A 21148-nucleotide genomic window follows, 5' to 3' on the forward strand; every position below is an offset into this window, starting at 1 on the left:
GGGGGCGCTCAGGGCGCGTACGTCTCCCCGCCCAGGGTGAGACCGGCACTGCCGGCCGTGCTGTCGGCGAGCCAGGCCTCGAAGGCGGGCAGGTCCGCCTCGGGAAGGGCGACCTCGATCTCCACGGCGGCCCCGTAGCGCAGGTCCACCACGGTCCGCCCTGTGGAGCGCAGGTCGTTCTGCGTCTTGCCGGCCCGCTGGTGGTCGACGGTGACGGTGGCGAGCCGGTAGCGCCGCCGGGTGACGGTGCCGAGCTCGTCGAGGGCCTCGCCGACGACGCCGCCGTAGGCCCGGATCAGCCCGCCGGCGCCGAGCTTCACGCCGCCGTAGTAGCGGGTGACCACGGCGACCGCGTAGCGGACGTCCCGGCGCATGAGCATCTGCAGCATGGGCACCCCGGCGGTGCCGCCGGGCTCCCCGTCGTCGCTGGCCTTCTGGACGGCGGCGTCGGCGCCGATGACGTAGGCGTAGCAGTTGTGCGTGGCGGTGGGGTGCTCCTTGCGGATGCGCGCGATGAACTCCTGCGCCTCCTGCTCGGTCGCGGCGGGCGCGAGCGAGCACAGGAAGCGCGAGCGGTTGATCTCCGACTCGTGCACGCCCTCACGGGCCACCGTCACGTACTGGTCTGCCTTCACCGCTCCACCCTAAGCCGTACCGCCAAACCCCCCGGCGCCCCGGGACGCTGCGGGAATCGGGGGTGCGGCTGTGCGGTTGATGCGGCTGAGCAGCACATGACGACGGCAGACAGCAGCAGGAGGCGGCACGCGTGTACGGCGATCCGGCAACCATTCGCAAGATCCTCACCGAGCTCGGCGACACCTGGGCCGTGGTGGGCCTCTCGAACAACCGGGACCGGGCGGCCTACGGGGTGGCCCGCGTGCTCCAGCAGTACGGCAAGCGCGTGGTCCCCGTGCACCCGAAGGCCGAGACCGTGCACGGCGAGCCCGGTTTCGCCTCGCTGGAGGAGATCCCGTTCAAGGTGGACGTGGTGGACGTCTTCGTGAACAGCGAGCTGGCCGGCGCGGTCGCCGACCAGGCGGCCGCGGTCGGCGCCGAGGCCGTGTGGTTCCAGCTGGGCGTGATCGACGAGGCCGCCTACGACCGGACCCGGGAGGCCGGGCTGACGATGGTCATGGACCGCTGCCCGGCTATCGAGATCCCCGCCCTCTAGGGGGTGTCCGTGGCCGCCGCCGCGCCGCCGTGTGCGTGCGCGGTGGCGGTCGCGGGGAGCGGCGCGGACACCGGGGGGACGGACACCGCGAGGGTCATCTCCATCGGTTCGGAGCCCTCGTTGCGGTAGGAGTGCGGGAGGTTGGCCTCGAAGGCGGCCGCAGCCCCGGCGGGGACGCAAAAATCGTCCTCGCCGACCACCAGCGTCAGCTCCCCCGCCGTGACGTGCAGCATCTCGATCGTGCCGGAGGGGTGCGGGACGGAGTCCGTGCCCTCCCCGGGCACCAGGTGCCAGGTCCACAGCTCCATCGGCCCGCGCTCGTCGGTGCCGATCAGCATGGTCGTCGAGCTGCCCGCCTCGCTCGACCAGATCCGTACCACCTGGTCCGCCGGGACCACCCGGACCTGCGGGCCGCGGTCGTAGTCGAGGAGCGCGGCGCCCCCGTCCAGCGGCAGGCCGTGGTCCTCACCCTGGTCGCGGCCTTCGGCTTCGGCGCGGTGATGGCCCTGATCGCCGAGGCGTCGACCACCGTCACCGGGCTCTTCCTCGCCCTGTTCGTCCAGCGGGTCACCAACGTCACCGTCGGCGGGGCCGCGCTGTGGGCGCAGACCCGGCGCGGGGTCCCCGCCCTCCCCGAGGGCACCGGCCCGCGGATCCTGTGGGGGCTGCTGCCCGCCCTGGCCTTCGTCGGCCTGGCGGACGTCGCGGCGAACGGCACGTACTCCGTCGCCGCACAGAACGGCCCCGTCACCATGGCGGCCGTGGTGTCCTCGCTCTACCCGGTGATCACCGCGCTCGCCGCCTTCGCCGTCCTCAAGGAACGGCTGCGCACCGTCCAGGCGGCGGGCGCCGGCCTGGCCCTCGCCGGAACGGTCCTGCTGGCCGCCGGCTGAACGGCGCGGCGGGCGCTACTTGTCGGCCTCCGCGAGCCTGGCCTCCGCGAGCCTGGCGTCGGCCGGCCCGGCCTCCGCCAGCTCGACCTCGGCCAGTTCGGCCTCGGTGAGCTCGGCCAGCCCCCGCAGCTGCTCCGACGTCATGCCGTCCGGGATCGGCACGGGCGCCGGGGTCCGCAGCGGCGGCTGCCACCCCGCCTCCGGTGTCCAGCGCCGTACGATGCGCGCCGGCGCCCCCGCCACCACGGCGTGGTCGGGCACCTCGCCCCGTACGACGGAACCCGCGGCCACCACCACGTTGCGGCCCAGCCGTGCGCCCGGCAGGATCACCGCGCCCGTGCCGAGCCAGCATCCGGGGCCGATCTCCACCGGCGCGCTGCGCGGCCACTGCCGGCCGATGGGCTCGTGCGGATCGTCGTAGCTGTGGTTAGTGGACGTGATGTAGACACCGGGACCGCAGAAGGTGTTCGAACCGATCTCGATGCGGGCGTCGGCGATGACGTGACTGTCCCGCCCGATGACGACCCCGTCGCCGAGCAGCAGCATCGGCTCCGCGCCCAGGTCGAGGCCGGGCATCATGCCGGCGGTGAGGGTGACCTGCTCGCCGATGATGCAGTGCCCGCCGAGCCGGATCCACCGCTCGCCGAAGACGGTGCCCTGCGGGAAGGCGAGCCGGGTGCCGTCCCCGATCGCGCCGAACCGCAGCCGGCCCGGGGTCTGCGCGGTCACCGCGCCGGCCTGCTGCATCCAGCGCCAGCCGGTGTGGACCACGCGGCTCGCCAGCCTGCGGCGCAGGGCCGTCACAGATGAGAACGTGTTCTGTTTCTTCGGCACCCGGCCACGGTAATGCGCCGGGCCCCGGTCGTCCGGACGGCGATCCTGTGATCTTCACCCCATCGCGGGCACGGAGGCCCGCGTGCCCTACGGTGCTGTTGGCGCGGCGACCGATGGCAGACAGACCACTGACGGCAGAGGAACAGACATGACGCACCAGGCGGCCCAGGCCACGGCACTCGTGGCGGGTGTCGGCGGAAAGCACCCGGACATCGACCCCACGGCCTTCACGGCTCCCACCTCGGTGGTGGTCGGGGAGGTCACCCTCGCCGCCGGCGCCGGCGTCTGGTACTCGGCGGTGCTGCGCGCCGACTGCGGCCCGATCACCCTCGGCGCCGACAGCAACGTGCAGGACAACTGCACGCTCCACACGGACCCGGGCTTCCCCGTGTCCATCGGCGAGCGCGTCTCCATCGGCCACAACGCCGTCGTGCACGGCTGCACCGTCGAGGACGACTGCCTGATCGGCATGGGCGCCACCGTCCTGAACGGCGCCGTGATCGGCGCCGGTTCCCTGGTCGCCGCGCAGGCGCTGGTCCCCCAGGGCATGGTCGTCCCGCCCGGCTCGCTCGTGGCCGGCGTCCCCGCGAAGGTGCGCCGCGAGCTGACCGACGAGGAGCGCGAGGGCATCAGGGTCAACGCCCTGATGTACGTGGAGCTGGCCAAGCAGCACCGCGCCTCGGTCACCCCGGAGGGCTAGTGCTGTGACCGGAAAGGTTTGCCGGGTCGCGGTGTCCGGTGCGGTGCATCGCAAGGCGGAGGGCCACGTCTCGTACCGGACGTACTTGCGTGGTCCGACAACGCGGCGAGGTGCCGTGCCGGGCGCCGTGCCCCGGTGAACCTTTCCGGTCACAGCACTAGNGGACGTACTTGCGTGGTCCGACAACGCGGCGAGGTGCCGTGCCGGGCGCCGTGCCCCGGTGAACCTTTCCGGTCACAGCACTAGAAATCCCGGGCCGCCCGGGAAGACCTCCCGCCGGGGCCCGGGCGCGCCACCGTCACTCGGCGACGGTGGCGTGGGCGGCCGGCTGCGCGGGGATGTCCGCTTCGGCCGCGGCCGCCGCGCCGGCGGCTTCGGCCGCCTTCTTCATCCGGCTGCGCACCACCAGGGTCACGACGAGGCCGAACGCCACCGCGAGGCCCAGGGCCAGCCAGGAGAACCGCTTCAGCCAGGGCTCCGCGACGATGCCGACCGAGTAGATGACGGCGGTGGTCCCGCCCGCCCAGAGGATCCCACCGAGGACGTTGGCGACGAGGAAGCGCCAGTACGGCATGTGCAGCACGCCGGCCAGCGGCCCGGCGAAGATCCGCAGCAGTGCCACGAACCGGCCGAAGAACACGGCCCACATGCCCCACTTCTCGAAGGAGCGTTCCGCCAGCGCAACCTGCTGGGGCCCGAAGTGCTTCGGGAAGCGCCGGCCCAGCCGCTCCAGCAGCGGCTTGCCGCCCCTGCGCCCGATGGCGTAGCCGATGGAGTCGCCGACGATCGCACCGGTGATGGCGCACAGGCCCAGGACGACGGGGTCGACCTCCCCGTGCTGCGAGGCCAGCAGTGCGGAGCTGACCAGGATGATCTCGCCGGGCAGCGGGATGCCGAGGCTCTCCAGGCCGATGACCAGACCCACCAGGAGGTAGATGCTGACCGCCGGAATCGTCTCCAGCCATTCCTGGATGTGCACCGGTGCGTCCTCCCGATCAGTCCCCGGCGCGCCCCCTGTGGCACGCCGAACGGGCAGCCTATCGGCTCTCCAGCACGACCTTTGACCTCAGTGGCAGCTCGCGCGAGGAACGGCCCGCGAACACCTCGCGGCGGCCGTGTCCCAGCACCCAGGCGTGTTCCTCCGGGTCCCAGGACGACAACGTCCGGGTGTCGATGTCGACGGTGACGCGCTGCGCCGTGCCCGGCGCCAGGGTGATCCGCCGGTAGCCGGCGAGCGCGCGCACCGGCTGGTCGAGCCGGAGTTCCGCGGAGGGGCCCACGTACACCTGGGCCACCTCGGTGCCCTTGCGCCGGCCGGTGTTGCGGACGGTGAACTCCACGCGCAGTCCGCCGCGCTGCGGCCGGACCGTGAGCTTCTCGTACTGCCAGGTCGTGTACGACAGGCCGTGGCCGAAGGGGAAGAGCGGGGCCTCCCGCTGGGCGTCGTACCAGCGGTGGCCCACGTGGACGCCCTCGGAGTATTCCTGCCGGCCGCCCACCCCCGGGTAGCGCGAGCGGTCCGCGCCGACCGGGGTCCTGCGCTCGTCGGCCGGGAAGGTCTGGGTGAGGCGGCCCCCGGGGTCCACGTCGCCGAAGAGGACGTCGGCGGTGGCCCCGGCGCCCTCCTGCCCCGGGTAGTACATCTGGAGGACCGCTCCGGTACGGGGAAGCCACGGCATCGTCGTACCGGAGGGGGTGTTCAGCACGACCGTCGTACGGGGGTTCGCGGCGGCCACGGCCTCGATCAGCCGCTCCTGCCCGCCGGGGAGGGCCAGGGAGGTACGGTCCCGGCCCTCGGTGGAGTCCTCGTAGGCGAACAGGACCACGCTGCGGGCCGCCTTCGCGGTCCGCACCGCCTCGGCGAGGTCCGCGGCCCGGATCGCCCCGGTGATGTGGCGCAGCCGCAGGCGCTGTCCTTGGTCCCCGCCGTCGGCGGTCACGGCGAGCCGGTGGGTCCCCGCCGTCAGGGCGAGGGTGCGGCGGCGGACGGCCATGCCGTCGGGGGCGGAGCCGAGCAGTCCGCCCTCGTGGTGCTCGGCCGCGCCCGGCCGGACGGGGAAGAGTTCCTCTCCGTCGAGACGTACGCCGGGCCGCTTCCCGGTGTAGTGGACCAGCAGGGTCCACTCGTCGTCCGCCGCGAGGCGGAACTCCCCCTCGTACGTCCAGGTTCGTCCCGGTCCGACCTCCCGGTCCTCCAGGTCCACTACCGGGGTCAGCAGCTTCGCCGGGAGCGGCCGCCCGTACAGGTCCTCGCCTTGGGCGTGGCGCACGGCCGCGCTCTTCCCGGCCCGCCGCCGGATGGCGGTGAGCGGGGCGGTCGCACCGTCGGGGACCACGTGCGAGCTGCCCCCGCCGCCGGTGAACGGCACCTGGGCGGTGGGCCCGATCACCGCGATCGAGCGGGCCGCCGCCCCGGTCAGCGGCAGCGTGCCGCGCTCGTTGCGCAGCAGCACCGCCCCGGCGGTGGCCACCTTGCGGGCGACCCTGGCGCCGGCCGCGGCGTCGCGCGGGGGCCGTGCGGGCTGCCGCGCGGCCAGCAGCCCGAAGCGGTCCATGGTGGTCAGGATCCGGTGCACGGCCTGGTCCACGGCGGCCTCCGGTACGGAGCCGCCGCGCACGGCCTCGCGCAGCGGCCCGCCGAAGTGGGTGCCGTCGGGCATCTCCAGGTCGAGGCCGGCCCGGACGGCGGCGACGGTGCTGTGGGCGGCACCCCGGTCGGATACCACCCAGCCGTCGAACCCCCAGCTTCCGCGCAGCAGTTCGTCGAGCAGCGGTCCGCTCTCGCAGGCGTGGACGCCGTTGATCTTGCGGGAGGCGCCCATCACGGCTCCCGCGCCGGCGGTCACGGCGGCCTCGAAGCCCCGTAGCTCGGTCTCGCGCAGGGTCTGTTCGGCGACGGTCACGTCGACGGTGTCGCGGCCCGCTTCCTGGTTGTGGAGGGCGAAGTGCTTGACGGTGGCGATGAGTCCCTCGTCCTGGATGCCGCGGACCAGTTCGCCGACCAGGTCCGCGGTCAGGCGCGGGTCCTCGGCGAAGGTCTCGAAGTTCCGGCCGGCGTAGGGGGTGCGGATGAGGTTGGCCATGGGGGCCAGCACGACGTCCTGGCCGAGGGCGCGGCCCTCGCGGCCGATGACGCGTCCGTACTCGCGCGCCAGCGCCGGGTCGAAGGCGGAGGCGAGGAGCACCGGCGCGGGGAGGGCGGTGGCGGGCCGGTCCACCCGTACCCCGGCGGGCCCGTGGGCGAGGCGCAGGGCCGGGATGCCCAGGCGCGGTACGCCGGGTACGTAGCCGGTCTGGCCCCGGGAGGCGGGGTCGGGGGCCCCGTGCAGGAGGGCGGTCTTCTCTTCGAGGGTGAGCCGCTGTACGAGCGCGTCGATGCGGGCGGCTCCGCCCGTACCGGTGCCGGTCCCGCTCCCGGCGGCGGGTGCGCCCGGTGCGCCGGGCGCGGGCCCGCGCGGGACGGCGCCGGGCGGCGGCACGGCGGGGACGCAGCCGGCGGCTCCGAGGGCGGCCCCGGCCGCCGTGCCCGCGGCGGCGATCAGCCGCATCGCCGAACGTCTGGACACGTCCTGGCTCATGGCTGCTCCCTGCGACACGGTCGGCGGGAGCGGCCCGCGCCGGACCGCTCCCCGGGCCACTGTGCGCCGCGGGGGCGCGGGCCCGGCCGAGACGCGCCACCGGGGGCGCCCAGGTTCAGCCCTCCGGCAGGGGCGGCAGGCTGTCGGTGGTGCGGCGTGGCTCGTCCTGGCTCTGGACGCGCGCCTCGGTGCGGTGTCCGCGCGCGATGTAGTCCCGTACGACGGCCTCCACCGCGTCCTGCGGGGAGCCGACCCCGGCGAGCACCATCACCTCCACCACGAGTTCGGCGTCGAGGCTGATGTTGACCTTGGCCACGGGTACCCCCTCCATCGTCGTGCGAGGACTCTACTGCTGTGACCGGAAAGGTTTGCCGGGTCGCGGTGTCCGGTGCGGTGCATCGCAAGGCGGAGGGCCACATCTCGTACTGAACGTACGTGCGTGGTCCGACAACGCGGCGAGGTGCCGTGCCGGGCGCCGTGACCCGGTGAACCTTTCCGGTCACAGCACTAAACCGTCCGGGCGGGCTCGCGCGGTCCGACGGCGCGGCCCGCGCACCCGGAGACAGGACGTGCCCGTCGCCCCATGGGGCGGCGGGCACGCTCCGGGCCGGGCGTCAGGCGTTGGGGCGCAGCGTCCAGACGACCGTCATCTCGCCGGTCACGGCCTCGTCCTCGCGCTGGATGGTGATGGTGACCGGGAACTCGGGGCGGCCGCCCGCGTCGAGTTCGGCCACGACCTCGGCGGCCGGGCGGCCGAGGGTGGCGGTGGCGGTGACGACGCCCTTGGCGAGCTTCTTGTAGCCGATCTCGGCCTTCACGGCGAGGGGCACGGCCCGGGAGAGCTGGTCGCCGAAGGCGGCCAGGACGATCGCGCCGCTCGCGGACTCTGCGAGGGTGAACATGGCGCCGGCGTGCGGGCCGCCGACGTGGTTGTGGTAGTCGGGCTGGTCCGGGAGCCGGACGACCGCGCGCTCGGAAGTGGTCTCCAGGAACTGGAGGTTCAGGGTCCGGGCCATGGGCACGGTCGCGGCGAGCAGTTCGCCCACGTTCATCTGATCTGCGCTCATGGACCGCGATGTTACCCGCGAGTAGACAGGATTGGCCAGAGCTCTTCAGGGGGCGGCCGTGGTTCCTCCGGACCGCTCCCACTATCGTTACCGGCCATGTGGCCAGGACAGCAGCAGCCGCCCGGGGGCGAGCAGAACCCCCAGGACGCGCATCAGAACCCGTACGCGCAGCCGCCGGGACAGCCGGCTCAGCCGAACCCGTACCAGCAGCAGCCGGGTTACGGATACCCGCAGCAGCCCGGCTACCCCCAGCAGCCGGGCTACCAGCAGCCGGGCGCCCCGGGCCAGCCGTGGAGCCAGCCCCAGGCGCCCCAGGCGCCCCAGCAGCCGCAGCCCTCCGGCGGGAGCCCCTACTCGACCAGGACCGTGGCCATCGTCGCGGCCGCCGCGGTCGTCGTGGCGGCCGCCGCGACCGGCGCGTACGTCCTGACCCGGGACGACAAGAACACCGAGGCCGGCGGCAAGCCGCCGGCCGCGAGCCCCTCCGCCCCGGTCGAGGCGCCCGCCCCGGCGGGCAGCAGCGCGAACCCGCGGGCCGGCGGCGCCATGCAGCCGGTCGTCCCGGGCTGGAAGGTCGTCGTCAACACGAAGTACAACGTGGCCTACGACGTCCCCCCGGAGTGGAACGTCAACGACCCCGGCGTCTCCCTCTTCTACGACGACGAGGTCAAGAACGACGGCAAGCCGGTCATCACGATGTCCGGCACCGCCACCCTCAAGCAGGAGTGGTGCACGGTCGACAAGGACGCCGACGGCAACCTCGAGAAGTTCTCGGTCGCGGACGCCGGCGTCAAGGGGGCCCAGGGCGCCAAGGACACCGCGCAGGCCGCGACCGACAACACCGGCACGTGGGTGTGGGCCGGCTTCGCGCAGAAGGAGCCCAAGGGAACGGTCAAGGTGACCGAGCCGAAGGAGTTCACGACCTCCTCCGGGATCAAGGGCCACATGGTGGTCGCCACCGCGCCGAACGTGAAGAAGGAGCACAAGTGCTCCACCGACGGCAAGGCGGTCGGCTTCGCCTTCAGGAACGCCGCCGGTGACTTCGCCAGCTTCGCCCTGGTCTCTGCGGCCGGTGTGAAGGAAGAGGTCTCGACGGAGATCTCCGACAAGATCCTCGGCTCGATCCGGTTGGCCACCGGATGATCTCCGGCTGAATCCGCCCCGCCCCGGACCGGTATTCCGTTTGGATTCCGGGCCCGGGGCGGGGATAGTCCCGGGGTGAGCTCTCCCCATGACGCACCGCACCGCACACCCGCGCCCCGCCCCCGCCGCAGCCGGCCGGAGTGGGCCGGCCGCAACTACACCCTGCTCACGGGTGCGGCGGTGGTCACCAACCTCGGCAGTCACGGGGCGCTCATCGCCTCCGCCTTCGCCGTCATGGAGGCCGGCGGTTCGGGCGGCGACGTGGGCCTGGTCGCGGCCGCCCGCACCCTGCCGCTCGTCCTCTTCCTGCTCGTCGGCGGCGCGGTGGCCGACCGGCTGCCCCGCCACCGCGTGATGGTCGCGGCGAACGCCCTGAACTGCGTCTCGCAGGCCGCCTTCGCGCTGCTCGTCCTCACCGGCGACCCGCAGCTGTGGCAGATGATGCTGCTGACGGCCCTGTGCGGCACCGGTACGGCCTTCTTCAACCCGGCGGCCGAGGGCATGCTGCTCTCCACGGTCTCCGGTGAACACGCCAACCGCGCCTTCGCCCTCTTCCGCATGGCCATGAACGGCGCCGGCATCGGCGGAGCGGCCCTCGGCGGGGCGATGATCGCCGCGATGGGACCGGGCTGGGTGCTGGCCGTCGACGCCGCCGCGTTCGCGATCGCCGGGGCGCTGCGCGCCTTCCTCGATGTCGGCGACACGCCCGACCGGGCTCCCGGCGGCGGCCTGCTGGCCGACCTGCGGGAGGGCTGGGTGGAGTTCCACACCCGGCCCTGGCTGTGGAGCATCGTGCTGCAGTTCTCCGTCGTGGTCGCCGTCGTCGGCGCCGCGGAGGCGGTCTACGGTCCGCTGGTCGCCCGGGACCGACTGGGCGGGCCGGCGCCCTGGGGCCTGGCCCTCGCCCTGTTCGGGGTCGGGACCATCGCCGGGGCCGTCCTGATGATGGTGTGGAAGCCCCGGCGGCTGCTGCTGGTCGGCACTCTGTGCGTGTTCCCGCTGGCACTGCCGTCGGCCGGGCTGGCCGTGCCGCTGCCGGTGTGGGGGCTGTGCGCGGTGATGTTCGTCAGCGGGGCCGCGATCGAGGTCTTCGGCGTGAACTGGATGACGACGATGCACCAGGAGATCCCCGAGGAGAAGTTCTCCCGGGTCTCCGCCTACGACTGGTTCGGCTCGGTCTCGATGCTTCCGCTGGCCACCGCCCTGGCCGGCCCGGTCGAATCGGCCTTCGGCCGCACCGAGGCCCTGTGGGGCTGCGCGAGCCTGGTCGTCCTGGTCACCGCCCTGGTCCTGCTGGTCCCGGACGTGCGGCGCATGACGCGCAGGCCGTCCGTCCACAGGACCGGAGGCCCCACAGCCGACAAGGCCGCGGACACGGACGCCGGCGCCCCCGCCGCCGCCCCCGCCTCCCCGTCCGGCCTCACCCCAGGCTGAACGCACCCTCCGGCGGGGCCGGCGAGGGGGCCGCGTCCGCGTCGGTGACGGGCGCCGCACCCCTGACGAAACGGGCCAGGCCGTCGCCGGACTCCACCCGGGCGGGAAAGGCGTCGGAGGCGCACCGCCGGGCCAGGGCGCCCACCTCCAGGGGCGCGTCGGAGGCGAGCAGCACGGCGTTGCCGAAGCGCCGCCCGCGCAGCACCGCCGGTTCGGCGACGAGCGCGAGCTCCGCGAAGGCGGTGGCGAAGTTGGCCAGCTGCGTCCGCAGGAAGCCGAAGGGCGCCCCGTCCGCCAGGTTCGCCGCGTAGAGCCCGCCGGGCCGCAGCACCCGTGCCGCCTCCCGCGCGTACTCCAGCGAGGTCAGCTGGGCGGGGACCCGCGAACCGCCGAACACGTCGGCCACCACCACGTCGGCGCTTGCCGTCGGCGCAGCCTCCAGCCAGGCCCGGGCATCGGCGGTGTGCAGGGTGATCCCGGACCCGTCCGGCAGCGGCAGGTGCTCGGTGACCAGCTCGACCAGGCCCGCGTCGAACTCCACCACCGACTGCCGGGATCCGGGCCGGGTGGCCGCGGCGTAGCGGGGCAGGGTGAGCGCGCCGCCGCCCAGGTGCAGGAGGTCCATCGGGAGCCCCGGCTCCGCCGCGCAGTCCAGGACGTGCGCGAGGCGGCGTACGTACTCGAACTCCAGGTGCTGCGGATCGTCCAGGTCCACGTAGGACTGGGGTGCCCCGTCGACGGTCAGCAGCCAGGCCCGTTCCCCGTCGACGTCCGGCATCAGCTTGGCGGTGCCCTGGCCCACGTCCCGTGTCACCGGGATCCGTTCGTCGCTCACCGCTCCATTGTCCGGCAGGCCCCGGGACACCGGAGCGGGGGCCTCAGGCCTTCCCGTCCGACCAGACGGCCGCCGCGTCGGCGGCGTGCTCCGCGGCCTGCGCCAGGCCGGCGCGGGCCGCCGGGTCCCGCCGGCCCGGGTCCAGGACATTGCGCCCGAAGGCCTTGCGGGCCGTGGCCGACGGGGTGATGAGCAGCACCTTCGCCCCCGCCTCGCGCAGCCGGGCGGCCTGCGCGGCCGGTGCGGGGACGAGCCCCGAGCCGAGTGCGATCGGGGCGATGATCACCACGCGCGCGTAGCCGGCGGCCAGGTCGGCGTTGGTGGCGGAACGGACGCCCCCGTCGATGAAACGGCGTGCGCCGACCGTGACCGGGGGCCATACGCCGGGCACGGCGCAGCTCGCCGCCACGGCGTCGACCAGCCCGCTGCCGCTCTCCCGGTCGAAGGCCTCGAGCTCACCGCTGAGCGCGTCCACCGCGGTGACCACGAGCCGCCGCTCGGGCCATTCGTGCGAGACCAGCCGGGCCGCCAGCACCTTGCGGCGCTCCGCCTCGGGGCCGGTGTCCGCGGCCAGGGCCATCGCGCCCACCCGCCGGCGGTAGGCGGCCGCGTCGCGGCCCGAGCGCGCCATCGCCAGCGCGTACCGGGCGATGACGCCCGCTCCCAGCTTCGCGACGGCCTCCCCCGAGGCGTCGCCGAGCTGGCGTTCGTACAGCTCCTGGGGGCTGAGCCGGCCGGAGGTGAGCTGGGCGCCGACCACCGAGCCGGCCGAGGTGCCGACGACCAGGTCCGCGGTGGTGAGGTCCACGCCCGCGCGGGCGAGCCCGTAGAGGATCCCGCACTCCCAGCCGACGCCGGTCAGTCCGCCGCCGCCGAGCACCAGTGCCGTGTCGCCGCCCATCGCCGCCCGCCCCTCCCTCGTGTCCGCGGTGTCCGCGCGTGCCTGTGGTGACGGCAGTCTGGCGCAGCCTTCCTGCCGTCACCACAGCGGGGTCCCGATCGGGCGGGTCAGCCCAGGACGGCCGTCACCGTCCCGGCGCCGACGGTCCGGCCGCCCTCGCGGACGGCGAAGCCGAGCCCTGCCTCCAGCGGGACGTCCCGGCCGAGCTCGACGGTCATCGTGACCGTCTCGCCGGGCCGGGCGACGCCCGCGACCCCCAGGTCCACGTCCCCCACCACGTCGGCGGTGCGGATGTAGAACTGCGGCCGGTAGCCGCTGGCCACCGGGGTCGTACGGCCGCCCTCGCGTCCGGAGAGCACGTACACCTGCGCGGTGAAGCGCCGCCTGGGCGTCACGCTGCCGGGGGCGGCCACCACGTGCCCGCGGCGCACGCCGTCGCGCGGGACGCCGCGCAGCAGCAGCGCGACGTTGTCCCCGGCCTCGGCGGACTCCATCGGCCTCCCGAAGGTCTCCAGGCTGGTGACGACCGTCTCGAGCGGCTCGCCGTCGCCGCCCAGGACGGCGACGCGGTCGCCGAGGCGTACGCCGCCGCGCTCGACGGCGCCGGTCACGACCGTTCCGCGGCCGGTGATCGTCAGGACGTTCTCGACGGGCAGCAGGAACGGCGCCTGCGTGTACCGCACGGGCGTCGGCACGTAGGTGTCCACGGCGTCCAGCAGTGCCTCGATCGCCCCGGTCCACCGCGGGTCGCCCTCCAGCGCCCCGAGCCCGGAGACCCGTACGACGGGTGCGGTGTCACCGCCGTAGCCGTGCGCGGTGAGCAGCTCGCGGACCTCCAGCTCGACCAGGTCGGTCAGCTCGGGGTCCCCGGCGTCGGCCTTGTTGAGCGCGACCACGATGGGGTCGACGCCGACCTGGCGGGCGAGGAGCACGTGCTCGGCGGTCTGTGGCATGACCCCGTCGAGCGCGGAGACGACGAGGATGGCGCCGTCGAGCTGCGCGGCTCCCGTGACCATGTTCTTGATGTAGTCCGCGTGACCGGGCATGTCGACATGGGCGTAGTGGCGGGTGTCGGTCTCGTACTCGACGTGGGTGAGGTTGATGGTGATGCCGCGGCGGGCCTCCTCGGGGGCCCGGTCGATGCGGTCGAAGGGCACGAAGGAGGCACCCCCGCGCCCGGCGAGGACCTTGGTGATGGCGGCGGTGAGGGTGGTCTTGCCGTGGTCGACGTGACCCATGGTGCCGATGTTGAGGTGCGGCTTGGTCCGCACGAAGGCCGTCTTGGCCATGATCTCTTCCCGTTTGCCCGAAGCGTGGACGGGACCCCTGAACCGAGCCGACCCTCCCCCTGCGGGGTCCGCCGGACGATCCGGGAAGGGTCAGCTTCGTGCGCCGTCGAATGCGGCGAAGACGGGTGCGGCGACGGGTGCGTCCGCGAATTCGGCAGCCTTCGGCGCGTCCGCGACTGCGGACGGCGCTGCGGGGAAGGCGTACCGGGACATGCCACTGATCCTGCCGGACCATCCCGCGCTCGTCGAACGATTTAACGGGCGAACCGGCGTGCGTTCAGAGGTTCTTGAGCGCTTCGCGCATGGACAGCGGGGACAGGGCGCCGCGTTCGGCGTCGACGAAGGCGCGCACCGCGTCGGGGTCCGTCCTGGCGTAATCGCGCAGGGCCCAGCCGATGGCTTTGCGAAGGAAGAAGTCCGGGTCGCCGGCCCGGCGGCGGCAGTGGGCGAAGAGCCGTCCGGTGTCGGTGGAGTCCTTGCGGCCGAGCTGGTGGAGGAGGGCGGTGCGGGCGAGCCACAGGTCCTCGCTCTCGATCCACTCGTCCATCACGGGGGCCAGCCGGTCCGGGTCGGCGGCCACCAGCGGGCCGACCGTGTGCGCGGCGAGCAGGTCGACGGTGTCCCACCAGGGGACGGTGGTGATCAGGTGCCGGACGACCGGGAGGGAGCCGGAGGAGCACCGGGCGACGTGGCGGCGCAGGTAGTCCACGGCGAAGTAGTGGTACTCGCGCTCCGGAAGCCGCCAGCAGCGCAGCGCGAGCGCCAGGCAGTCCGTCTCCGACGGCCGGGGAGTGTTCTTCGTCACGGTCCTCGACAGGTCCCGGCGCAGTGGCGCGGGGATGCCGAGGAAGGGTGCGACGTGTTTCATGTACGCGCCCATGGCGTCGGCCCGCACCGGGTCGGCCGCGGCCGGGTACGTCCCGGTGAGCCGCTCCAGCAGGGTGTCCGCGAGGTCACTGCGGGGAACCCTGGGGGGCCGTCCGCCGTTCGACAGCATGAGGCCCAGATTACGGCGCGATGCCGCATACCTCGGCTAGTCTCCCGGGATGTCCCTCCTCCTCACGCCGTGGATCCGGCTGGCGCTGCTCGTCGTGCTGCTCGCGGCGGCAGGCGCGTGCGTGCTGGTCTACGAACCCCAGCGGATCCTCTCGGAGGGCTGGCCCCCCGGTCTCCCGGTGGGCACGGCCGTTCTGTTGTTCGCAGCCGTGTACGGCGTGTGCTCGGCCGCGTTCGTGCCGCGCCCGCTGCTCAACCTGGCCGCGGGAGCCGTCTTCGGCACGCAGTTCGGCCTCGTCGCGGCGGTCGGGGGCACCGTGCTGGGTGCGGGCATCGCCTTCGGGCTGGGCCGGGTCATGGGTCAGGAGGCTTTGCGTCCGTTCCTGCGCGGACGTCTGCTGGAGGCGGCCGACGGGCAGCTCAGCCGGCACGGATTCCGCTCGATGCTGGCGGTGCGGCTGTTCCCCGGGGTGCCCTTCGTGGTCGCCAACTACGGCGCCGCGGTGTCCCGCTGCGGCTGGGCGCCGTTCCTGCTCGCGACGGCGCTCGGCGTGGTCCCGAACACCACGGCGTACGTGATCGCGGGGGCCAGCGCATCCTCCCCCGGGTCCCCCGCCTTCCTCGTCTCGTTCGGCTTCATCATGGTCTCCGTGGTGGCCGCGGGCGTCGTCGGCTGGCGCAAAAGGCACCGTCTGGCAGCCCCTCGCAACGACAGTCCGGAGTACGAACTGACGCCGCAGCACCCCCCTGTGGTCACCGGCGCTTCGCACGGGCCCTAGCATCGGGGGCGAACTGCCCGACGATCACAAGGACGAGCGCACCCCGACATGAGCTGGTTCGAATCCCTAATCCTCGGTCTCGTCCAGGGGCTTACGGAGTTCCTCCCGATCTCCTCCAGCGCCCACCTGCGGCTGACCGCGGCATTCGCCGGCTGGCACGACCCAGGAGCGGCCTTCACGGCCATCACCCAGATCGGCACCGAGGCCGCCGTGCTGATCTACTTCCGCAAGGACATCGCACGGATCGTCTCCACCTGGTTCCGGTCCCTGTACACGAAGGCCCTGCGCTCCGAACAGGACGCCAAGATGGGCTGGCTGGTGATCGTCGGATCGCTCCCGATCGGCGTCCTCGGCCTCGTCTTCAAGGACGCGATCGTCGGTCCGGCCCGCGACCTGCGGCTGACGGCCACGACCCTGATCGTGATGGGCATCGTGCTGGGTGTCGCCGACCGGCTGGCCGCGCGTGACGAGGAGGGCGGCCGGCACCGGGCGATCCGTGAGCGCAAGACGCTCCAGCAGCTGGGCGTCAAGGACGGCCTGATCTTCGGCTTCTGCCAGGCGATGGCGCTGATCCCGGGTGTCTCCCGGTCCGGCGCGACGATCTCCGGCGGTCTGCTGCTGGGCTTCACCCGCGAGGCGGCGGCCCGTTACTCCTTCCTCCTCGCCATCCCGGCCGTGCTGGCCTCGGGCGCCTTCGAGATCAAGGACGTGATGGAGGATCCGGGCCACATCTCCTGGGGTCCCACGATCTTCGCGACGGTCATCGCCTTCTTCGTGGGCTACGCCGTGATCGCGTGGTTCATGAAGTTCATCACCACCAAGAGCTTCATGCCGTTCGTGATCTACCGGATCCTGCTCGGCATCCTGCTGTTCGTGCTGATCGGCATGGGCGTACTGAGCCCGCACGCCGGCGAGTCCGGCTCGTAGCGGGCCCGCACCACCGCTTCGCGTGAATCGGAGGCCGCCCGGGAACGTTCCCGGGCGGCCTCCGCGTCGTTGTTGACGAAGAGAGCGCACGGCAAGCAGCAGGGGGTGTCCCATGGGGCGCGTGGTACTGGAGCGTTTTCCGGCCGGAAGTCCGCGGGGAAGCTGGCCCGCCGAGGAGTACGCGGCGCAGCGGATGCGCGAGGGCGTGCCGGCCGAGGTGGTCATGGATCTCGCCAGCGACGCGTTCCTCGTCGTGGTCCGGCAGCGGGAGGCGCGTTCCGGTCACTGACGGGCCGCGCGGAGATCCTGTCGGCGCACGCCCCTTGGCCCCGCGCCCGCGCAGCCGCACACTGACCCGATGACTCAGCGTGTGGATCTCGCGACGGTGATGGACCGGCTGGCGATCGATGACGTGGTCACGAGCTACGCGGTGGCCGTCGACGACGGCGACTGGGCCGCCTACCGGGCCCTGTTCACCGCGGGCGGGCGGGCCGACTACAGCTCGGCGGGCGGGATCGAGGGTCCGGTGGCGCGGGTCGCGGACTGGCTCGCGGAGACCATGAAGCTCTTCCCCGTGCGTCAGCACCTGATCGTCAACCGGCTGATCCGGCTGGAGGACGTCGCCGGGGCGCCCGGGGACGGCGCCGAGGTCCGGGCCGATTTCCTGAACCCGATGCGGCTGGCGGGGCCGGAGGACGACGGCACGGTCACCTCCCCCGATTTCGTGGCCGCCGGGCGCTACACCTTCGCCCTGGCGCGCACCCGGGACGGCTGGCGGCTCACCCGGGTCACCGTGCACGAGAAGTGGCGGCACATGACCGGGTGAGCCGGCCCGGCCCGGGCCCGACCGCGCGGCCCGGAGGGCGGTTCCGCCCTGCACTGCCACACTGGAAGCGGAGGCGCGCCATGATCGTCACGCACAACGGGTGGTCCCGCCGCTGGCGCGCGCCCGCCGCGGTGGCCGCCGGCGCGCTGCCCGCCCTCGCGTTCCCCGCTCCCGCGCTCTGGTGGTTCGCCTATGTGGCCCTGGTGCCCTGGATGCTGCTGCTGAGGTCGGCCCCCGGCGGGCGGCGGGCGGCCCTGGAGGGCTGGCTCGGCGGTGCCGGGTTCATCCTGGCCGTGCACCACTGGCTGCTGCCGAGCCTGCACGTGTTCCTGGTCCCGGTGGCCGCTCTGCTGGGGGTGCTGTGGATCCCCTGGGCGCTGCTGGTGCGGGAGCTGCTCGGCGGCCGTCCCTCGGCGGGCCGGGCGGCCCGGGCGCTGGTCCTCGTACCGGCGGGGTGGCTGCTGTCGGAGCTGGTCCGGTCCTGGCAGGGGCTGGGCGGGCCGTGGGGGCTGCTGGGGGCCAGTCAGTGGCAGGTGGCGCCCGCGCTGCGGCTGGCGTCGGTGGGCGGGGTGTGGCTGATCAGTCTGCTGGTGGTGGCGGTGAACTGCGCCGTGGTGCTGCTGGTCGTGGTGCCGGGGGCGCGGGTCCCGGCGGTGGCCGGGCTCACGGGCTGTGCGCTGCTCACGGGTGCGGTGTGGGTGTGGGCGGTCCGGCCGGCGGAGTCGGGCGGGCTGCGCGTGGCCGTCGTACAGCCGGGTCCGGTGCCCGACGGCCCGGACAGCGTGGAGCGGCGGTTCACGGCCGGTGAGCGGCTGACCCGGCCGCTGGCCGGGCAGCGGGTGGACCTGGTGGTGTGGGGCGAGAGCAGCGTGGGCGAGGACCTGTCGGCCCGCCCGGACCTGGCCCGCCGGCTCGCCGCGCTGTCGGCGGAGGTCGGGGCTCCGCTGCTGGTGAACGTGGACGCGCGGCGGGCGGACCGGCCCGGGATCTACAAGAGCGCGGTGCTGGTCGGCCCCGGCGGACCGACGGGTGACCGGTACGACAAGATGCGGCTGGTCCCCTTCGGGGAGTACGTGCCGGCCCGGTCGCTGCTGGGCTGGGCGACCTCGGTCGGCAGGGCGGCCGGCGAGGACCGCATGCGCGGGAACGCACCGGTCGTCATGGACCTGCCGGGACAGCGGGACGAGGACGCGGTCGTCCGGCTCGGCCCGCTGGTCTGCTTCGAGTCCGCGTTCCCCGACATGAGCCGGCGCCTGACCCGCGACGGGGCCTCCCTGCTCATCGCCCAGTCGGCGACCTCCACCTTCCAGGAGAGCTGGGCGCCGGCCCAGCACGCCTCGCTGGCGGCCCTGCGGGCGGCCGAGAACGGCCGGCCGATGGTGCACGCCACCCTGACGGGGGTCAGCGTCGTGAACGGCCCTTCCGGCGAGCGGATCGGCGCCGCCCTGCCGACGTCGGCGCGGACCGCGGAGGTGTACGAGGTGCCGCTCGCCCGGGGCTCGACCCTGTACGTCCGCTTCGGGGACTGGCCGGTGACCGCGGCCCTCGCCGCCCTGGCTCTCTACTGCGGTGCGGCGGGCGCCCGTTGGATCACAAGGCCTTCTGCGCCTGCGCCAGAGCCGAGTTCACCACCAGCTCGCACAGTTCGTGGGTGAGCAGGGCATCGCGCGCACTGAGCGTCCGGCCCGCCGCGACCGCCTCCAGGAAGTGGTCCACGACCTGCTCGATGCCGCGCTGGCGGGCGACGGACACCCAGTCCCCGCGCCGCCGCACGGTCGGCTGGCCCTTGTGGTCGATGACCTCGGCGAGGTTGACGACCTGCCGCTTGGTGTCCCGGCCCGACACCTCCAGGACCTCCTCGTTGGATCCGGACAGGCGGTTCATGATGCCGAGCGCGCTGAAGCCGGCGCCGGAGAGATGGAGCACCACCTGGTGCATCCGGCCGTCGCGGACCACGGCGCGGACGTCGGTGTGCTCGGCCTCGCCCGGCAGCAGGAAGCGCAGGGTGTCGACGACGTGGATGAAGTCGTCGAGCACGAGGGTGCGCGGGTCCTCGGGCAGCCCGATCCGGTTCTTCTGCATGACGATCAGCTCGCGCGGGTGGTCGGCGCACTGCGCGTAGCCGGGCGCGTAGCGGCGGTTGAAGCCGACGGCGAGCGACACCCCGCGCGCCTCGGCCAGTTCGACCAGGTGCCGTGACGCCGTCAGCTCGTAGGCGAGCGGCTTGTCCACGTACGTCGGAACGCCGGCCTCCAGAAGTCGGGTGACGATCTCGGGGTGTGAGGCGGTCGGCGCGTGCACGAAGGCCGCGTCCAGCCCCTCGGCGAGCAGGGCGTCGAGGTCGGTGTGCTGGTGCGCCGCCGGGACCCGGTGGATCGCGCCGACCCGTTCCAGGGTCTCGGGGCTGCGCGTCTGCAGGTGCAGTTCGATGTCCGGGCGGGTGGTGAGGACGGGCAGGTACGCCTTCTGCGCGATGTCGCCGAGTCCGATGCAGCCGACCTTCACCGGGGCCTCCAAATTCGGTCCTTGTGGGATCTCGGCAGCTTAATCCCTGGTGACCGGGGGCTCGATTCGCCGAGGATGATCCTCATGACCCCCAGTTCAGGATCACACCGCACCGAACCCGCCACCACCGCCGACGAGCGGGAGATGCTCGACGGATGGCTCGACTACCACCGTCAGACCCTTCTGTGGAAGTGCGAGGGGCTGCGGGACGAGGAACTGCGCAGGACCCCGCTCGCGCCATCCGAGTTGAGCCTCCTGGGCCTCGTACGGCACATGGCGGAGGTTGAGCGGTACTGGTTCCGGGAGATCATGCTGGGCGAGGACCTCCCCGAGCTGTACGTCACGGACGAGGACCGGGACGGCGACTTCCACTTCACCGAGTCGGCCACCTGGGCCGAGACCGAGCGGAAGTGGCGGGCCGAGGTCGAACTCGCGCGCCGGGCCGCCTCGGGCCGCTCCCTCGACCTGCGCTCGCAGGCCGAGAACCACCACCGCGGCGAGGTGTTCAGCCTGCGCTGGGTCTACACCCACATGATCGAGGAGTACGCGCGCCACAACGGGCACGCGGACCTGCTGCGCGAGCAGATAGACGGCGCCACCGGCGAGTGAGCCGCGGCGCGGCCGGGATGGCGGGTGTCCGCCGGTCACCCCGCCGCGCGTCACCCGTGCGGGGTGAATATGGGCTCCCGGATTTCACAACGGGGTCCTCGCACAGCAGAGTTGCGCGGGTGCATCCAACGCGAACCACGACAAAGCTGCTCCTCGGAGTCGCCTGCGCCGTTTCGGCGGTGTCGGGCTGTGTTCAAGTGAGCCCCGGCCCCATGCAGCCCGCGGCGGCCCCCGCCGCCGGGGTACCGCCCCGGCACGAGTCGCGCAGCGGGCCGGGGGCCGCCCCGGTGCCCGTCCGGGCGCCCGCCCTGGAGGCGCTGGAGGCGGTCGAGGCGGCCCCGGAGCAGCCCGCGAGCCCGGCGGCCGCGGCCCCCGCCGTGCGGGCCGCCGGGCGCCCCGCACAGGGCGCCTCCGGCGGGCCCGTGCAGGGCGCTCCGCCGGTCCCCGACATCCCGGAGCCCCGGCAGGCCGCCGAAGCCGCTCAGGGGCGCCCTGACGGCCCCGGGCGCCGCGCCCGGCCCGACACCGGGGCGGAGCGTGAGCTCGTACGGAAGCTGCCGGTGCGGCCGGCCGACGTCTGCGCGCTGGGCCGCCGCCACGGCCGCTGGCATCCCGACAGCCCGGAGGCCCGGATCTGCGCAGGCGTCCACGGCGGCTGACC

23 protein-coding genes and 2 pseudogenes are annotated in these 21148 nt (G+C 73.7%); 12 read left to right on the forward strand and 13 right to left on the reverse strand.

Annotated features, from left to right (window positions below; translation table 11 throughout):
• Window positions 1–8: 8 nt before the first annotated feature.
• Entirely contained in the window at window positions 9–635 is a 627-nt protein-coding gene (locus tag AAT21_RS33485; protein WP_046780737.1) for a YigZ family protein, read from the reverse strand.
• 131 nt (window positions 636–766) lie between these two features.
• Between AAT21_RS33485 and AAT21_RS33490 the strand changes: the two genes are divergently transcribed.
• Window positions 767–1171 carry a CoA-binding protein gene (locus tag AAT21_RS33490; protein WP_046780738.1) on the forward strand — a complete coding sequence of 135 codons (405 nt, stop codon included), beginning with the start codon at window positions 767–769 and terminating at the stop codon, window positions 1169–1171.
• On the opposite strand, the pseudogene AAT21_RS36365 reads toward AAT21_RS33490, so the two are convergent.
• Window positions 1168–1602: pseudogene (locus AAT21_RS36365) on the reverse strand (cupin domain-containing protein); the annotation flags it as partial. The gene AAT21_RS33490 and the pseudogene AAT21_RS36365 sit on opposite strands and share 4 nt — an antisense overlap.
• Between AAT21_RS36365 and AAT21_RS33500 the strand changes: the two are divergent.
• A pseudogene (locus tag AAT21_RS33500) lies at window positions 1597–2064 on the forward strand (EamA family transporter); the annotation flags it as partial. The pseudogenes AAT21_RS36365 and AAT21_RS33500 sit on opposite strands and share 6 nt — an antisense overlap.
• A 15-nt stretch (window positions 2065–2079) precedes the next feature.
• Here AAT21_RS33500 and AAT21_RS33505 read toward each other — a convergent pair.
• A complete protein-coding gene (locus AAT21_RS33505; RefSeq protein ID WP_046780739.1) occupies window positions 2080–2898 on the reverse strand; it encodes an acyltransferase in 819 nt (272 codons plus the stop codon).
• Between the two features lie 148 nt (window positions 2899–3046).
• Between AAT21_RS33505 and AAT21_RS33510 the strand changes: the two genes are divergently transcribed.
• Window positions 3047–3598, forward strand: coding sequence for a gamma carbonic anhydrase family protein (locus AAT21_RS33510; RefSeq protein WP_046780740.1), 552 nt, complete (start codon window positions 3047–3049; stop codon window positions 3596–3598).
• 298 nt (window positions 3599–3896) lie between these two features.
• Here AAT21_RS33510 and AAT21_RS33515 read toward each other — a convergent pair whose 3' ends face one another.
• The 4 genes from AAT21_RS33515 to AAT21_RS33530 all read right to left on the reverse strand — a co-directional run bounded on the left by AAT21_RS33515 (window position 3897) and on the right by AAT21_RS33530 (window position 8243).
• Window positions 3897–4577, reverse strand: a complete 681-nt coding sequence (locus AAT21_RS33515) for a DedA family protein (RefSeq protein WP_046780741.1) — start codon at window positions 4575–4577, stop codon at window positions 3897–3899.
• Between the two features lie 58 nt (window positions 4578–4635).
• Complete coding sequence (locus tag AAT21_RS33520) at window positions 4636–7176, reverse strand: glycoside hydrolase family 3 protein (RefSeq protein ID WP_046780742.1); 2541 nt, start codon at window positions 7174–7176, stop codon at window positions 4636–4638.
• 115 nt (window positions 7177–7291) lie between these two features.
• Window positions 7292–7492 (reverse strand): type II toxin-antitoxin system VapB family antitoxin, encoded by a 201-nt coding sequence (locus tag AAT21_RS33525; protein WP_046780743.1) that lies wholly within the window; start codon window positions 7490–7492, stop codon window positions 7292–7294.
• Window positions 7493–7790: 298 nt separating this feature from the next.
• Entirely contained in the window at window positions 7791–8243 is a 453-nt protein-coding gene (locus AAT21_RS33530) for a DUF4442 domain-containing protein (RefSeq protein WP_200904501.1), read from the reverse strand.
• A 96-nt stretch (window positions 8244–8339) separates the two neighbouring features.
• On the opposite strand from AAT21_RS33530, the gene AAT21_RS33535 reads away from it, so the two are divergent.
• Both AAT21_RS33535 and AAT21_RS33540 read left to right on the forward strand, forming a co-directional pair.
• Entirely contained in the window at window positions 8340–9386 is a 1047-nt protein-coding gene (locus AAT21_RS33535) for a hypothetical protein (RefSeq protein ID WP_046780745.1), read from the forward strand.
• 75 nt (window positions 9387–9461) lie between these two features.
• Window positions 9462–10820, forward strand: coding sequence for an MFS transporter (locus AAT21_RS33540; protein WP_046780746.1), 1359 nt, complete (start codon window positions 9462–9464; stop codon window positions 10818–10820).
• Here the strand turns inward: AAT21_RS33540 and AAT21_RS33545 are convergent.
• The 5 genes from AAT21_RS33545 to AAT21_RS33560 form a co-directional block, all read right to left on the reverse strand.
• Window positions 10807–11598, reverse strand: a complete 792-nt coding sequence (locus tag AAT21_RS33545) for a spermidine synthase (protein WP_235439316.1) — start codon at window positions 11596–11598, stop codon at window positions 10807–10809. The two genes, AAT21_RS33540 and AAT21_RS33545, sit on opposite strands and share 14 nt — an antisense overlap.
• Before the next feature lie 100 nt (window positions 11599–11698).
• On the reverse strand, window positions 11699–12556 hold the full coding sequence (locus AAT21_RS33550) for a patatin-like phospholipase family protein (RefSeq protein ID WP_046780748.1): 858 nt from the start codon (window positions 12554–12556) through the stop codon (window positions 11699–11701).
• Between the two features lie 107 nt (window positions 12557–12663).
• Window positions 12664–13845, reverse strand: a complete 1182-nt coding sequence (tuf, locus tag AAT21_RS33555; protein ID WP_046780749.1) for an elongation factor Tu — start codon at window positions 13843–13845, stop codon at window positions 12664–12666.
• Between the two features lie 90 nt (window positions 13846–13935).
• Window positions 13936–14058 carry a hypothetical protein gene (locus AAT21_RS39790; protein WP_268768225.1) on the reverse strand — a complete coding sequence of 41 codons (123 nt, stop codon included), beginning with the start codon at window positions 14056–14058 and terminating at the stop codon, window positions 13936–13938.
• A gap of 64 nt (window positions 14059–14122) precedes the next feature.
• Window positions 14123–14842, reverse strand: a complete 720-nt coding sequence (locus tag AAT21_RS33560) for a DNA alkylation repair protein (protein ID WP_046780750.1) — start codon at window positions 14840–14842, stop codon at window positions 14123–14125.
• 49 nt (window positions 14843–14891) lie between these two features.
• Here AAT21_RS33560 and AAT21_RS33565 point away from each other — a divergent pair, with 49 nt between their 5' ends.
• The 5 genes from AAT21_RS33565 (at window position 14892) to lnt (ending at window position 19028) form a co-directional block, all read left to right on the forward strand.
• Window positions 14892–15620, forward strand: coding sequence for a TVP38/TMEM64 family protein (locus AAT21_RS33565; protein ID WP_046780751.1), 729 nt, complete (start codon window positions 14892–14894; stop codon window positions 15618–15620).
• Between the two features lie 48 nt (window positions 15621–15668).
• Window positions 15669–16547: an undecaprenyl-diphosphate phosphatase gene (locus AAT21_RS33570; RefSeq protein WP_046780752.1), complete on the forward strand. Its 879-nt coding sequence runs from the start codon at window positions 15669–15671 to the stop codon at window positions 16545–16547.
• A 112-nt stretch (window positions 16548–16659) separates the two neighbouring features.
• Entirely contained in the window at window positions 16660–16836 is a 177-nt protein-coding gene (locus AAT21_RS37265) for a hypothetical protein (protein ID WP_106967693.1), read from the forward strand.
• Between the two features lie 69 nt (window positions 16837–16905).
• Complete coding sequence (locus tag AAT21_RS33575) at window positions 16906–17373, forward strand: nuclear transport factor 2 family protein (RefSeq protein ID WP_046780753.1); 468 nt, start codon at window positions 16906–16908, stop codon at window positions 17371–17373.
• Between the two features lie 80 nt (window positions 17374–17453).
• The gene (gene lnt / locus AAT21_RS33580; RefSeq protein WP_046780754.1) at window positions 17454–19028 is read left to right on the forward strand and encodes an apolipoprotein N-acyltransferase; all 1575 of its coding nucleotides are present in this window, start codon (window positions 17454–17456) and stop codon (window positions 19026–19028) included.
• Here the strand turns inward: lnt and AAT21_RS33585 are convergent.
• Window positions 18964–19878 (reverse strand): Gfo/Idh/MocA family protein, encoded by a 915-nt coding sequence (locus tag AAT21_RS33585; RefSeq protein ID WP_046780814.1) that lies wholly within the window; start codon window positions 19876–19878, stop codon window positions 18964–18966. The two genes, lnt and AAT21_RS33585, sit on opposite strands and share 65 nt — an antisense overlap.
• Window positions 19879–19962: 84 nt before the next feature.
• On the opposite strand from AAT21_RS33585, the gene AAT21_RS33590 reads away from it, so the two are divergent.
• Together AAT21_RS33590 and AAT21_RS39795 are read left to right on the forward strand one after the other, a co-directional pair.
• Window positions 19963–20487 (forward strand): DinB family protein, encoded by a 525-nt coding sequence (locus tag AAT21_RS33590; protein WP_046780755.1) that lies wholly within the window; start codon window positions 19963–19965, stop codon window positions 20485–20487.
• Between the two features lie 212 nt (window positions 20488–20699).
• Entirely contained in the window at window positions 20700–21146 is a 447-nt protein-coding gene (locus tag AAT21_RS39795) for a hypothetical protein (protein ID WP_268768226.1), read from the forward strand.
• The last annotated feature ends 2 nt before the right edge of the window (window positions 21147–21148 follow it).

The sequence above is a fragment of the Streptomyces yangpuensis genome (assembly GCF_001005295.1).
Lineage (GTDB): Bacteria > Actinomycetota > Actinomycetes > Streptomycetales > Streptomycetaceae > Streptomyces > Streptomyces yangpuensis.

Excerpts from the sequence above, each read along its gene's own strand:
- AAT21_RS33510 (WP_046780740.1), top strand. The coding sequence starts at position 3,047 with ATGACGCACCAGGCGGCCCAGGCCACGGCACTCGTGGCGGGTGTCGGC.
- AAT21_RS33520 (WP_046780742.1), bottom strand. The coding sequence starts at position 7,176 with ATGAGCCAGGACGTGTCCAGACGTTCGGCGATGCGGCTGATCGCCGCC.
- AAT21_RS33530 (WP_200904501.1), bottom strand. The coding sequence starts at position 8,243 with ATGAGCGCAGATCAGATGAACGTGGGCGAACTGCTCGCCGCGACCGTG.
- AAT21_RS33535 (WP_046780745.1), top strand. The coding sequence starts at position 8,340 with ATGTGGCCAGGACAGCAGCAGCCGCCCGGGGGCGAGCAGAACCCCCAG.
- AAT21_RS33545 (WP_235439316.1), bottom strand. The coding sequence starts at position 11,598 with ATGCCGGACGTCGACGGGGAACGGGCCTGGCTGCTGACCGTCGACGGG.
- AAT21_RS33550 (WP_046780748.1), bottom strand. The coding sequence starts at position 12,556 with ATGGGCGGCGACACGGCACTGGTGCTCGGCGGCGGCGGACTGACCGGC.
- tuf (WP_046780749.1), bottom strand. The coding sequence starts at position 13,845 with ATGGCCAAGACGGCCTTCGTGCGGACCAAGCCGCACCTCAACATCGGC.
- AAT21_RS39790 (WP_268768225.1), bottom strand. The coding sequence starts at position 14,058 with ATGTCCCGGTACGCCTTCCCCGCAGCGCCGTCCGCAGTCGCGGACGCG.
- AAT21_RS33560 (WP_046780750.1), bottom strand. The coding sequence starts at position 14,842 with ATGCTGTCGAACGGCGGACGGCCCCCCAGGGTTCCCCGCAGTGACCTC.
- AAT21_RS33565 (WP_046780751.1), top strand. The coding sequence starts at position 14,892 with ATGTCCCTCCTCCTCACGCCGTGGATCCGGCTGGCGCTGCTCGTCGTG.
- AAT21_RS33570 (WP_046780752.1), top strand. The coding sequence starts at position 15,669 with ATGAGCTGGTTCGAATCCCTAATCCTCGGTCTCGTCCAGGGGCTTACG.
- AAT21_RS37265 (WP_106967693.1), top strand. The coding sequence starts at position 16,660 with ATGGGGCGCGTGGTACTGGAGCGTTTTCCGGCCGGAAGTCCGCGGGGA.
- AAT21_RS33575 (WP_046780753.1), top strand. The coding sequence starts at position 16,906 with ATGACTCAGCGTGTGGATCTCGCGACGGTGATGGACCGGCTGGCGATC.
- lnt (WP_046780754.1), top strand. The coding sequence starts at position 17,454 with ATGATCGTCACGCACAACGGGTGGTCCCGCCGCTGGCGCGCGCCCGCC.
- AAT21_RS33590 (WP_046780755.1), top strand. The coding sequence starts at position 19,963 with ATGACCCCCAGTTCAGGATCACACCGCACCGAACCCGCCACCACCGCC.
- AAT21_RS39795 (WP_268768226.1), top strand. The coding sequence starts at position 20,700 with ATGCAGCCCGCGGCGGCCCCCGCCGCCGGGGTACCGCCCCGGCACGAG.